Source organism: Actinomyces succiniciruminis (assembly GCF_900002405.1).
Classification (GTDB): domain Bacteria; phylum Actinomycetota; class Actinomycetes; order Actinomycetales; family Actinomycetaceae; genus Actinomyces; species Actinomyces succiniciruminis.
In genome coordinates this window covers 106,836-119,332 of the sequence record NZ_LK995510.1, presented here as the reverse complement: position 1 = coordinate 119,332, position 12,497 = coordinate 106,836, and the positions used below count along the sequence as shown (strand labels likewise).

11 protein-coding genes and 2 tRNA genes are annotated in these 12,497 nt (G+C 70.1%); 4 read left to right on the top strand and 9 right to left on the bottom strand.

Annotation, left to right across the window (positions count from 1 at the left end):
• The 4 genes from BN1056_RS08580 to BN1056_RS08565 form a co-directional block, all read right to left on the bottom strand.
• Positions 1-282: helix-turn-helix domain-containing protein (locus tag BN1056_RS08580; RefSeq protein ID WP_210580392.1), on the bottom strand; the 282-nt coding region annotated here is incomplete at its 3' end.
• A 668-nt stretch (positions 283-950) separates the two neighbouring features.
• On the bottom strand, positions 951-1,661 hold the full coding sequence (gene rdgB, locus BN1056_RS08575) for an RdgB/HAM1 family non-canonical purine NTP pyrophosphatase (RefSeq protein WP_244671596.1): 711 nt from the start codon (positions 1,659-1,661) through the stop codon (positions 951-953).
• Positions 1,662-1,663: 2 nt separating this feature from the next.
• On the bottom strand, positions 1,664-2,497 hold the full coding sequence (gene rph, locus BN1056_RS08570) for a ribonuclease PH (protein WP_210580390.1): 834 nt from the start codon (positions 2,495-2,497) through the stop codon (positions 1,664-1,666).
• Positions 2,498-2,618: 121 nt separating this feature from the next.
• Positions 2,619-2,700 (bottom strand) — tRNA-Leu (locus BN1056_RS08565).
• Between the two features lie 246 nt (positions 2,701-2,946).
• Here BN1056_RS08565 and BN1056_RS08560 point away from each other — a divergent pair.
• A complete protein-coding gene (locus BN1056_RS08560; RefSeq protein WP_210580388.1) occupies positions 2,947-4,068 on the top strand; it encodes a Gfo/Idh/MocA family protein in 1,122 nt (373 codons plus the stop codon).
• A gap of 18 nt (positions 4,069-4,086) precedes the next feature.
• Here BN1056_RS08560 and BN1056_RS08555 read toward each other — a convergent pair whose 3' ends face one another.
• The 4 genes from BN1056_RS08555 to pip form a co-directional block, all read right to left on the bottom strand.
• Positions 4,087-4,566 carry a peroxiredoxin gene (locus tag BN1056_RS08555; RefSeq protein ID WP_210580386.1) on the bottom strand — a complete coding sequence of 160 codons (480 nt, stop codon included), beginning with the start codon at positions 4,564-4,566 and terminating at the stop codon, positions 4,087-4,089.
• A 272-nt stretch (positions 4,567-4,838) separates the two neighbouring features.
• The gene (locus tag BN1056_RS08550; protein WP_170866494.1) at positions 4,839-5,003 is read right to left on the bottom strand and encodes a hypothetical protein; all 165 of its coding nucleotides are present in this window, start codon (positions 5,001-5,003) and stop codon (positions 4,839-4,841) included.
• A 344-nt stretch (positions 5,004-5,347) separates the two neighbouring features.
• A tRNA-Lys gene (locus BN1056_RS08545) sits at positions 5,348-5,424 on the bottom strand.
• 114 nt (positions 5,425-5,538) lie between these two features.
• Positions 5,539-6,594: a prolyl aminopeptidase gene (gene pip / locus BN1056_RS08540; protein ID WP_210580384.1), complete on the bottom strand. Its 1,056-nt coding sequence runs from the start codon at positions 6,592-6,594 to the stop codon at positions 5,539-5,541.
• A gap of 69 nt (positions 6,595-6,663) precedes the next feature.
• On the opposite strand from pip, the gene BN1056_RS08535 reads away from it, so the two are divergent.
• Complete coding sequence (locus tag BN1056_RS08535) at positions 6,664-7,584, top strand: ATP-grasp domain-containing protein (protein ID WP_210580382.1); 921 nt, start codon at positions 6,664-6,666, stop codon at positions 7,582-7,584.
• A gap of 120 nt (positions 7,585-7,704) precedes the next feature.
• A complete protein-coding gene (locus BN1056_RS08530) occupies positions 7,705-8,088 on the top strand; it encodes a YccF domain-containing protein (protein WP_073330672.1) in 384 nt (127 codons plus the stop codon).
• Between the two features lie 20 nt (positions 8,089-8,108).
• Here the strand turns inward: BN1056_RS08530 and BN1056_RS08525 are convergent, their stop codons facing one another.
• The gene (locus BN1056_RS08525; RefSeq protein WP_210580380.1) at positions 8,109-10,799 is read right to left on the bottom strand and encodes a DEAD/DEAH box helicase; all 2,691 of its coding nucleotides are present in this window, start codon (positions 10,797-10,799) and stop codon (positions 8,109-8,111) included.
• A 188-nt stretch (positions 10,800-10,987) separates the two neighbouring features.
• Between BN1056_RS08525 and BN1056_RS08520 the strand changes: the two genes are divergently transcribed.
• Positions 10,988-12,448: an alanine/glycine:cation symporter family protein gene (locus tag BN1056_RS08520; protein ID WP_210580378.1), complete on the top strand. Its 1,461-nt coding sequence runs from the start codon at positions 10,988-10,990 to the stop codon at positions 12,446-12,448.
• Positions 12,449-12,497 lie beyond the last annotated feature (49 nt).

Sequence of the window (12,497 nt, the reverse complement as noted above, 5' to 3'; positions counted from 1 at the left end):
CCACGCACCCGCCTCCTTCCCGTCGGCAACCAGCTCCCGGCGTACCTGGGCGATGCGCTCATCAACCCGCTCATCCCAGCGGCGCGCCAGGTGCAGCGGCGCCCTGGAATGGGCGACCAGCGCCGCCCCCGGGCCCTCCTGCTTGGCCCGCTTACGGATCCGGTAGAACGAGGACTTCGAGACCCCCACCTGCCGGCAGAACTCCTCCACGCTCACACCCGCAACCCGCGAGTCGAACTCAATGATGCGCTGACGCTTGAACGGCGAAACTGCATAACCCATCCCCCAACCCAACCCCACCCACACCGCCCCAGAATCTCACGACTTCTGACACTCCCAGAAGTCATGAGATCCAACAGTCCCAGAAGTCATGAGACAACACAGTGGGGTAGGTGTACGTACCGTCGTGGTTCATGCCGAATCGTTGGTGCTACCTGACGAACCGTCAACCAAACACACGAACCGTCCGCCCCGCGACGCCGCCCTGACGCCGCACCATGACGGCCCGCGAGTCAGAGTCCTCCGACGCCGCACTCGGCAGTCCACCTGGTCCGCGGCCGGCGGTGTGGGCCGGGCTTCAGGTACGGGGACCTGGCCCTGTGCCCCGGGGTTGGTGGGGCCCGTGTTCTTCGGCCGGCTGTGCTTCGCAAGACGGCCGTCATGTCGATTTACGACCTTGGGGTGCGATTCACGACCACCCCGGGGGTCGTAAACCACACCCCAAGGTCGGAAACCAGCACTGACCAGCGCTTCGCACTTGAGCTTGAGGATGCGGCCGCACGGAACAGCGCTGCCAAATCGGAACAATCGGTTGAGGCTCGTGTCTTGGCGCTCCACTTCGACCGACCTCGGCACGTAACTTCGACCGACCTCGGTACGTAAGATCTACCGACCTCGGTGGGGTGCGGGAGCCGGTCCCGGCAAGGCTAGGCGAGCAGGTCCCGGCAAGGCTAGGCGAGCAGGTCCCGCAGGGCGGGAGTCAGGGCACGCAGGGCCTGGCCGCGGTGGGAGATGGCGTTCTTCTCCGCCGCACTCATCTGCGCCGTTGTCCGCCCGGAACCGCCCGGGGCATCCTCCTGAACCGGCACGAAGATCGGGTCGTAGCCAAAGCCGCCGGCACCGACCGGTGCGTGCAGCAGCCGACCGGTCATGGAGCGCTCCACCACGGTCACTGATTCCGGCTCGCCGTCCCGGCCCGGCACTACCAGCACCGCGGCACAGGTGAAGCGCGCCGTACGATGCGGGTCGGCGACGTCGGCGAGCTGTCCCAACAGCAGTTGCAGGTTGGCCTCGTCGTCGCCGTGGCGGCCCGACCAGCGGGCCGAGAAGATGCCCGGCGCGCCACCTAGCACATCCACGCACAGCCCGGAGTCGTCGGCTACCGCAGGCAGCCCGGTGGCCTGGGCCAGGGCGCGCGCCTTGAGCGTGGCATTGGCGGCGAAGGTCAGTCCGTCCTCCACCGGCTCGGGGGCGCCGAGTCCGGCCGAGGAGATGATCTGCTCGGGAGCCAGTCCGTCCACCAGCGGCGTCAGGATTGCGCGCAGTTCGGCCAACTTGCCGGGATTGTGACTGGCCAGCACCAGCCGGGCACCTGCGGGCACGGCCACCGAACCGTCGGCCGACGGCGTCGCGGCCTGCGCCGGGTCGAGCTGAGGCGCCACGGTCAGCCCTCCTCGACTCCGGCCACCGGGCCGGTCCCGGCGGGGGACTGCACCGCCCGCTCGGATGTGGACACGGTGAAGGGAACATCGTCGGGACCGGCCAGCACGCGGGCCTGCAGCGCGGCCAGCTCGGCGTTGCCCTTGGTGGCCAGGTCGAGCAGGGTGCCGAGCTCGGTGCGGTCGAAGGGAGCGTGCTCGGCGGTTCCCTGCACCTCGATGAAGTTGCCGGCGCCGGTCTGGACCACGTTCATGTCGGTCTGGGCGCGCACATCCTCCTCATAGGGCAGGTCAAGGCAGGGGACGCCGTCGATAATCCCCACCGACACCGCCGAGACGGAGTCGGCAATGACCGGCTTACCGGCGCGAGCCTTGACGTAGCCGCGGCGCGTGCCCCAGGCGACGGCGTCGGCCAGCGCCACGTAGGCGCCGGTGACGGCGGCGGTGCGGGTGCCGCCGTCGGCCTGCAGCACGTCGCAGTCCAGGGTGATCGTGTTCTCTCCCAGCGCGGCCACGTCCACCACGCCGCGCAGGGAGCGGCCGATCAGCCTGGAGATCTCGTGCGTGCGGCCGCCGATCTTGCCGCGCACGGATTCGCGGCCGGAGCGTTCGGAGCCGGCGCGCGGCAGCATCGCGTACTCGGCCGTTACCCAGCCCTCGCCGCCGCCCTTGCGCCAGCGCGGCACGCCCTCGACGAATGAGGCGACGCACAGCACGCGCGTGCGGCCGAACTCGACGAGGACCGAGCCCTCGCCGTTGACCTGCCAGTTGCGGGTGATGGAGATGGAGCGCAGCTCGCTGGGGGAGCGGCCGTCCTTACGGGTCTTGGTGTCAGTCACGCGCCCCAGGTTACCCGGGCCTGGATTCGGGCCCGGGACCGGCGTCCGGCCGGCACGGACGAGCGGCAGCCCGGCATTTGTCACCGCTCGGCCGACACCGCTGGTCGAGGTAGGCAACCGGTGCGCGAGAAGGGACTCGAACCCTCACGCCCGAAGGCACCAGAACCTAAATCTGGGGCGTCTACCAGTTCCGCCACTCGCGCTCGCAGCCGCATCCGGCCGAACGTGCCCGGCACCGTGCGGTGCCAGTCGGAGCGTTCGGTCGACGGCCGGGCACAGCCTAGCAGTGGCCGGGCCCCGGATGAGACACGGCGCCGCCGGCGGTGCCGGGCTCGTCATCGGCCCCGTCGGCGCCATCGGGCTCCACACGCACCTGCAATCGGCGGCGCCGGTCCCGCAGCGGGTGTGAGGTATGGCGCTGAGGTTTCGGCGCGGCCTAGAGTTTCGACATGGCGCAAGACAAATCCATCCGTACCACCGATCAACTTCCCGCCATCCCCACCCCCATACGCGACGCCCTGGTCGCGGCCGGCGCCCCCTTCAACCCGGCCGCCGCCGTCCCCGAGCCGCAGGACGCGCCCGCACTGCGCTGGGGCATTCTCGGCGCGGGCGGCATCGCCGCCACCTTCGCCACCTACGTGCCCGCCTTCTCCTCCGGGCGGATCGTCGCCGTCGGCAGCCGCGATCGGACTCGGGCACAGGCCTTCATCGACGCCCACCCCGACGCCGGCAAGGGGCAGTCGGTGCGCGCCCACGGCTCCTACGAGGCGCTCGTGGGCGACCCGGACGTGGACGCCGTCTACATCGCCACCCCGCACAACTTCCACTGCGAGCAGGCGCTGCTGGCGCTGGAGGCGGGCAAGCCGGTGCTGGTGGAGAAGTCCTTCACCCGCAACGCCGCCGAGGCGCGTCGGGTCTTCGACGCCGCCCGCGCGGCGAACCTGTTCGCCATGGAGGCCATGTGGACGCGCTTCCTGCCCGGGCAGGTGCTGCTGCGGGCACTGGCCGGCAGTGGCGCGCTGGGGGAGCTGCGCTACGTGCGCGCCGAGCACCTCCAGTCGCTGGAGCATGTTGAACGCCTGAACCGGCCCGAACTGGCCGGTGGTGCTCTGCTCGACCTGGGCGTGTACTCGGTCAGCTTCGTGCACTCACTGCTGGGCGCCCCGACGGCGCTGACGGCGGTCGGGCGACTGTCGGAGACGGGCGTGGACTTGGACGAGTCGGTTTCCATGACCTACCCGGGTGCGCTGGCGGTGGCCGTCTCGAGCATGTCCGCCGCCTCGGAGACGGCCGGCGAGGTGGTCGGCACTCGCGGCCGGGTGGTGCTGCCCACGCAGTTCTACCGGCCCGCGCCGCTGGAGGTCGTCCTGGGGGAGGGGCCGGACGCCCAGCGTCACGAGTGGGACGCCACCGTGCCCGGTGGTTTCCAGTTCGAGGCCGCCGAGGTGGCCCGCTGCATCGCCGCCGGCAGGACGGAGTCGGAGACCATGCCTTGGAGCGAGACGCTGGCGGTGCTGGAGACCATGGACGAGGTGCGCCGTCGGCTCGGCGTCACCTACCCCGGGGAGTAGCCGCCGGTCGTCGGGAGTTCAGTCGTCCAGGCCGAGTTCGCGGCGCAGGCGGTCGACGTGGCCGGTGGCGCGCACGTTGTAGCGGGCCAGGGTGACGTCGCCCTCGGCCCCCACGACCACGGTGGAGCGGATCACGCCGGTGGTGGTGCGACCGTAGTTCTTCTTCTCCCCCCACGCGCCCCAGGCCTCCATCACGGCATGGTCGGGATCGGACAGGAGCGGGAAGGGCAGGGACTGCTTCTCCGCGAAGCGCGCCTGCGCGGCGGGCGGGTCGGGGGAGATGCCGACGACGGCGTAACCGGCGCGACGCCACCCCTCCAGCGAGTCGCGGAAGTCGCAGGCCTCCTTGGTGCAGCCGGCGGTGCCGGCCCGCGGGTAGAAGTAGACGACCACGCCGCGCGCGGCGCCATCTCGCAGGGAGGCCAGGGACACCGGGGTGCCGGACTGGTCGGGGAGAGTGAAGTCGGGGGCGGTGTCGCCGACGGATAGCTGAGGCACGGCGTCCTCCTGTTGCCTGCGGAGCTGGTGCGGACCCCGCAAATGTAGTCCGTCGCCGACGCGTTGGGTACGACGAGGGCCGCCACCGCGGTGTTGCGGTGGCGGCCCAGGCGTGTTCAAGGCATATCCGACGGCGTCCGAGGCCTTGCGCCGAGTCGAACGCCGCCGGTTGTTTGAACCGGCCTGTGTGTCACGACAGCCGGTCTTGGCGCGGGATCAGTGCCGGTTTTGTGGGACTGGCGCCCGCGGTTTACGGGCGGCGCGAGAACAGTTCAGGCGGCGAGCGCCAGAGCGTCCTGCGCGGCCTGCAACCGCTCGAGTGCGCGCTCCAGACGCGACGGCGAAGCGGTGTTGTCCAGCGACGCCAGTTCGGTGCGGGCGGCGGCGAGTTCGCGCTCGGCCGCGGCGCGGGTGTTGTTGGAGTTGATCAGGTACATCTCATCCTTCCCTTCATGGCCCCTGTGGGCCCCTCTGTGCCGGGCGGATGGCAGGTGGTTCCTGCGACCCGGCGTTGTGATCTGGTCTGTGCGGTCCGGGGAAGTTGCGCGTCCGCGCGACGGCTTCCGTTCGGCCCGTGGTCGGCGGGCTGCTCGCCTCGCAAGTGGTGCGTGACCGCTCGAAGGGACTTGCCTACCGGCCGACGCATAAGCAACACCGCTGGCGGTGAAGGGTATTCCCACGACCGGGGGACGGAGTGGGCATGGACCGCACGGATCTCCGCGGTGGCGGGAACAATGCTCACCGGATCCGGTACGGCGCCGCAGCCATGTGCTGCTCTGCGTGGTACCCCCTCAGGGACTCGAACCCTGGACACCCTGATTAAGAGTCAGGTGCTCTAACCAACTGAGCTAAGGAGGCTTAGCCGGTCAGGCGCTTCCGCCTGGCGACGAGGAAGACTTTACGCGTCCAGCGTCGCCGAGTCCAACCGAAATGGGCTCAAAACGCCGTTGTGTGCGTGAAGTCTCAGGGCTGTCAGCTGCGTCTCGGCGCTCCGCCGTGCCCGGACGGCGCGGTGAGCAGGGCCGCGAACTGATCGGTGGCGGTGATCAGTGTGGAGAGGGTCTCCGGTTCGGCGAAGGAGTGACCGGCTGCGGCCGAGACGTGCAGCTCGGCCTGTGGCCACGCCCGGTGCAGGGCCCAGGCGGTTCCCATCGGGCAGACGACGTCGTAGCGGCCCTGGACGATCACGCCCGGAATGCCGTGCTCGGCGAGCACGTGCGCGTCGGCGATCAGCTGCCCGTCGTCCATCCAGCCGGCATGGTGGAAGTAGTGGTTCTCGATGCGCGCGAAGGTGATGGCGAAGGCCGGGTCCTGCACCTCGTCGATGTAGGCCTGGTCGCGCAGCAGCGTGGAGGTGGCCGCCTCCCAGGTGGTCCAGGCGCGGGCGGCGGGGCCGTGCACCGCCGGATCCGGGTCGGTCAGCAGCTTGTGGTAGCGGTCGATGAAACCGCCCGGGGCGGCGCCCTCGCCGGCTCCGGCCACATACGCCTCCCACTCGTCGGGCCAGATCATGTCCGCGCCGTCGCCCTCGTAGAACCAGTCGAGCTCGCGCTTGCGCAGCGTGAAAATGCCGCGCAGTACCAGTGCCAGTACGTGGCTCGGGTGCCGTTCGGCGTAGGCCAGCGCCAGCGTGGAGCCCCAGGAGCCGCCGAATACCAGCCAGGACTCGATGCCCAGGTGCTCGCGCAGTCGCTCCATGTCGGTCACCAGGTGCCAGGTGGTGTTCGTGCTCAGGTCGGCATTCGGCTCCCAGGCGTGCGGCAGGGAGCGGCCGCAGCCGCGCTGGTCGAACAGGATGATGCGGTAGCGCGCGGGGTCGAAGCAGCGGCGGTGCTCGGGGGAGCAGCCGCCGCCGGGCCCGCCGTGGACGAATACCGCGGGAATGCCGTCCGGGTTGCCGCAGGTCTCCCAGTAGATGCGCTGCCCGTCGCCGACGTCGAGCAGACCCGAGTCGTAGGACTCAATGGGCGGATAGAAGGTGCGTGGCCGGTCTGCCGTAGAGAGGGACGGTGCGGCGGTGTCGTGCATGGGCTCATTGTGCTTGATCGCCGTCGTGACTGTTCCACGCGGACCCTCGGCGGGCGGTACCGTAGACACGTGAACGCCCCGATCGTGACTCTTGCGACCTCAGCCGACTACGCGGACCTCGATGAAGACGACCGCGGGCTGCCCGACGCGCTACGCGAGCGCGGCATCGAGCCCCGGATCGCGGTGTGGAATGACCCCGGCGTGAACTGGGCCGACGCCGGCGTGGTGGTGCTGCGCTCCGTGCGTGACTACGCCAAGAACCGCAATTACACGGACTTCCTCGCCTGGGCCCACTCAATCAAGCGGCTGATCAACCACGCCGACGTCGTCGACTGGAACTCGGACAAGCACTACCTCAAGCGCATGGCCGAGCTGGGCGTCCCCATGATCCCCACCACCTGGCTGGAGCCGGAAGCCGGCTACTCCAAGCACCAGGTCCACACCCGCTTCCCTGCCCACGGTGACTTCGTGGTCAAGCCCGCCATCTCCTCCGGCGGCCGCGGCACCGGCCGCTATACCGCCACCGACGCCAAGTCCCGCGCCGACGCCATCAACGACACCATGCACCACCTCGGTCGCGGCCGCAGCGTCATGGTGCAGCGCTACCTGGAGGAGGTCGACCGCAAGGGCGAGCTGTCCCTGGTGTACTTCAACGGCGTGCTGTCACACGCTGTGGAGAAGGCGCCCATGCTGCACCCGTCCTTCCGCTCCGTGGACGAGGTGCACGAGGAGATTGTCACCGCCCGCGAGCCCAGCGAGCAGGAGTGGCTGTGGGGCGAGCGGGTCCGCAAGGCCATCCACACGATCATCAAGGAGCGTTCGGGTCGGGACATCCAGCTGCTGTTCAACCGGGTCGACGTCGTCGGCGACGGACAGGGCGGCTTCTACCTGATGGAGGTCTCCCTCATCGACGCCGGCCTCTACCTCGGTTCTGCGCCCGCCGCCCTGGACAACTTCGCCGACGCCATCGCCCAGCGCGTCTTCTGGTAAGGCCGCGGCCACTTGGGCGGCGGCCGCGCGGCCGCCTAGGGGTGAATTCGGGGGTGAATCAGGGTCGTCTCCTGCGTGAGGATGAGGCGCCGGCGGTTTGCGTCGGGTAGACATGGGTTCATGCGCACACTGCTCAACATCATCTGGGTGGTTTTCGGCGGTTTCTGGCTGTGGCTGGAGTACATGTTCTTCGGCATCATCGCCTGCCTGTTGATCGTGACGATCCCCGCCGGCATCGCCTCCTTCCGCATCGCCTCCTACGCCCTGTGGCCCTTCGGCCGGGAGGTCGTGGAGATGCCGCATGCCGGGGTGATGAGCGGGCTGTCCAACGTCATCTGGTTCCTCGTCGCCGGGATCTGGCTCGCCATCGGGCACATCACCACCGCGGCCGCGCAGGCGGTCACGATCGTCGGCATCCCGCTGGCCGTCGCCAACCTGAAGATGATCCCGGTGACCTGCTTCCCCTTCGGCAAGCAGATCGTGCCCGGCCGCGGCATCATCTGAGCCGCCGGTATTGCCGCCTCTCAGCTCTGCGGGCCGACCCGCAGCAGATGCACAACGGCGGTATCGGCCTGGTCGCATTCGGCCAGGTCCACCAGGGCCGTCAGCCGCCAGTCGTGGTCGCCCGCCGAGTCCTCCAGGATCTGGGTGGCCAACCACACGCGCCGCCCCGAGCCGGCCAGCGCCTCGCGCAGCCGCTCCGACACCCCGGCCGCCGCCAGGGCCGCCTCATCCGGCGCCTCATCCAGCGGCGCCAACGCCACCGCCCGGGCCGATGTATCCGTGCTGATCCAGTCGTACTCGTCCCAGTAGCGGCCCAGCGCCTCATCCCAGCGGTCCTCGCCCCAGCCGGAGGCGGCATCCAGCCGTCCCAGCCCCTCGACGTCGTCGCGCGCCATGAGCTCCACGCGGCGGAACATCTCCCGGCGCACCGCCACTCGGAAGGCGTGCAGGTTGCGGGTGAACGGCAGCCTGCCGTCGGCGTCGGCCCCGAAGGCCCGCTCAGCCCCGGCCGCCCCGTCGGCGGCCTCCCGCTCCAACAGCGCCGCGCCCTCCTGGGCGTGACCGGCCTGGGCGGCACCCAGCGCCTCCCATTCGTCCAACAGGGAGGAGTCCACGGCGCGCACCAGGTCGCCCAGCCAGTCGGTCAGTTGCTCCACCTCCTCGGTGCGGTGCTCCTCGGGCACCACCTGCCGCAGCGCCCGGTAGGCGTCGGTCAGATAGCGCAGCACCACCCCCTCGCTGCGGCCCAGGTCGTAGCGGGAGATCAGGTCGGAGAAGGTCATGGCGCTCTCCACCATGTCCCGCACCACCGACTTCGGGCTCAGCTCGTACTCGGCCGCCCACGGGTTGGACTGCTTATACATCTCCAGCGCCGGAGCCAGCAGGTCCGCCAGCGGCTGCGGCCAGGTGATGTCCTCCAGGGCCGCCATGCGCTCCTCGTAGTCCATCCCCTCGGCCTTCATGGCGGCCACCGCCTCGCCGCGGGCCTGCCGCTGCTGGGCGTACAGCAGCGGCCGTGGATCGTCCAGGGTCGACTCCACCACCGAGACCACGTCGAGCGTGTGCTCGGGCGAGTCCAGGTTCAGCAGGTCCATGGCCGCCAGTGCGAACGGGGCCAGCGGCTGGTTCAGGGCGAAGTCGTCGGGCAGGTCCACGGCCAGGCGCAGCCGGGGGCGGCCGTCGGCGGCGGCCTGGGCGGAGGAGACGTGCTCCAGCACCCCGGCGGTGCGCAGGGACAGGTAGATCTCAATCGCCCGGCGCACATGCCTGCGTCGGGCCGCCTCCGGCTCGTGCACGCGCTCCAGCAGCTGCGCCATGGCCCGCACCGGATCGCCGTCGCGCTCCATCAGGTTCAGCACCATGGTGGTGGTGACCTGGAACTGACTGGTCAGCGTCTCCGGGGCGGCGTCGCGCAGCCGCTCGAAGGTCTTGTCCGTCCAGTTGACGCGCCCCTCGGGCGCCTGCTTGCGCACGATCCGGCGGCGCTTGCGCGGGTCATCGCCGGCCTTGGCCAGGGCGCGGGCGTTCTCGATCACGTGCTCGGGCGCCTGCACGATCACATACCCGTGAGTGTCGAAGCCGGCCCGCCCGGCCCGCCCGGCGATCTGGTGGAACTCACGGGCGGTCAGGTGCCGTTCCTTGGCGCCGTCGAACTTCACCAGGCTGGTCAGCGCCACCGAGCGGATGGGCACGTTGATGCCCACGCCCAGGGTGTCCGTGCCGCAGATCACCGACAACAGGCCGGTGCGGGCCAGGCGCTCCACCAGCCGCCGGTAGCGGGGCAGCATGCCGGCGTGGTGCACGCCGATGCCGGAGCGCAGCAGCCGCGACAGGGTGCGCCCGAAACCGGGCCCGAAGCGGAAGTCGCCAATAGCCGCCGCCAGCTCCTCCTTGCGCCGCTTGGCACCCAGGTCCACGCTCAGCAGCGCGGAGGCCCGCTCCACCGCCTCCTTCTGGGAGAAGTGCACCACGTACACGGGCGCCTTGTCCTGCTCCACCAGCCGCTGCAGCAGGTCGCCTATCGGCTCAATCGCATACTCCCACTCCAAGGGCACCGGCCGCACGGCGTCGTCGACGACGGCGACCTCCCGGCCCGTGCGCTCGCGCAGGTCCCGCACGAAGAACGACACGTCCCCCAGCGTGGCCGACATGAGCACCATCTGTGCCTGCGGCAGCTCCAGCAGCGGCACCTGCCAGGCCCAGCCGCGCTGCGGGTCGGCGTAGTAGTGGAACTCGTCCATCACAACCGTGTCCACATCCAGCGCCTCGCCCTCCCGCAGCGACTGATTGGCCAGGATCTCCGCCGTGCAGCAGATGATGGGCGCGGCCGCATTGATTGAGGTGTCGCCGGTGACCATGCCGACGTTGTCCGCCCCGAACAGGCCCACCAGCTCGAAGAACTTCTCACTGACCAGCGCCTTGAGCGGGGCCGTGTAGTAGGAGCGGCCGCCACGCGCCAGGGAGGCGGTGTGCGCGGCCAGGGCGATCATCGACTTGCCCGAGCCGGTGGGGGTGGCGGCGATGACGTGCCGACCGGACAGGATCTGGCTCAGGGCCTCGTCCTGGTGCGGGTACAGCGGCCGCCCAGTGGACTCGGCCCACTCGGCGAAGGCCACATAAACCTCCTCCGGCTCCGGGACGCGCTCCGGGTCGTCGGCGGGGATGAGGGCGTCGAGCATGACGTTGAGCGCGGGCGCGGAGGCGGAGGGCATGGCCCCATGGTTTCATACACGTGCTCAGCACAGCGGCGGCGCCGAGCTGCTCGGGGAAGTGGAGCGGCCCGGAGCGCCGAGGAGAAGCGGCAACGCGTACGAACATGCGGACGAATACCGGGTCGCGGCCCGGATTGTGACATGATGCCGCGCGTTCCCGTCTCCCCACGCGGAAGGCCAGGTCCTTCATGGATGCACTCGCCGCCAGCCTGCTTTCGATCGCCGACTGGATCACCGCCCACATCACCATGTGGGTGCTGGTCGGCACCGGCCTGTTCCTGACCATCCGCACCCGCGGCGTTCAGGTACGCCACCTGCCCGACATGTTCCGGGCGGTGACCTCCTCGCGCGCCGGCGCTCACGGCGGCATCTCCTCCTTCCAGGCCTTCGCCATCTCCCTGGCCGCGCGCGTGGGGGTGGGCAACATCTTCGGCGTGGCCGCCGCCCTGCTCATGGGCGGGCCCGGCGCCGTGTTCTGGATGTGGGTGGTGGCCCTGGTGGGCATGGCCACCGCCTTCTTCGAGGCCACCCTCGCCCAGATCTTCAAGGTCCGCGCCGGCGACGGCTCCTTCCGCGGCGGCCCCGCCTACTACATGCGTGCCGGCGTGGGCAGCCCCGCGTTGGCCGGCGTCTACGCCGTCATCACCCTGGTTACCTGCGGCTTCGTCATCACCTCCGTGCAGTCCAACGCCGTGGCCGGCACCCTCCTGGGCGCGATCGGCGACGACGGCTCCGCCATCGAGGGCTTCGGCGGCTTCTCCGCCGCCCAGCTGGTCATCGCCGCCCTGGTCTTCGTGTTCACCGCCATGGTGATCTTCGGCGGCATCCGCACCGTCGCCCGCGTGACAGAGTGGATGGCCCCGATCATGGCGGGCATCTACATCGTCCTGGTGTTCATCATCTGCCTGATGCACCTGGGCCGCTTCGTGGAGGTGCTCGGCCTGATCATCTCCTCCGCCTTCGCCCCTCAGCCGCTGGTCGGCGGCCTGGGCGGCGGCATCCTCGCCGCCGTCGTCAACGGCACCAAGCGCGGCCTGTTCTCCAACGAGGCCGGCCAGGGCACCGCCCCGAACGCGGCCGCCACCGCCACCGTCGCCCACCCGGTGCAGCAGGGCCTGATCCAGTCCCTGGGCGTGTTCATCGACACGATCGTGGTGTGCACCGCCACCGCCTTCGTCATCCTCATCGCCGGACCCGAGGTCTGGGGCGCCGACGGCGCGAACCCCTCCACCCTGACGATCATGGCCGTCTCCCACGAGCTGGGCGGCTGGACCATCCTGCCCATCGCGGTCCTGATCTTCGTGCTCGCCTACTCCTCGATCATCGCCGCCTACGTGTACTCCGACACCAACATGTCCTTCCTGACCGGCGGCAAGACCTGGGCCACCTGGACGGTGCGCGTGGTCTCCGTCGTCTCCGCCACCGCCGGCGCCGTGCTGTCGCTCGACGTCGTCTGGAACGCCGTCGACATCGCCATGGCCGTGATGACCGTGACCAACCTCGTCGCCCTGATCCTGCTGTCCAAGTGGGGGGTGGGCGCCCTGCGCGACTGGGAGGCCCAGCGCCGCGCCGGGGTTGAAGAGCCCGTCTTCGTTGGACACGACAACCCCCACCTGCCCGCCGACGTGCCCGGCGACGTCTGGAACTGACCGCCTACCGCCACCCAGCCACCGCCCCTAGAGCCCCACCCGCAAGGAG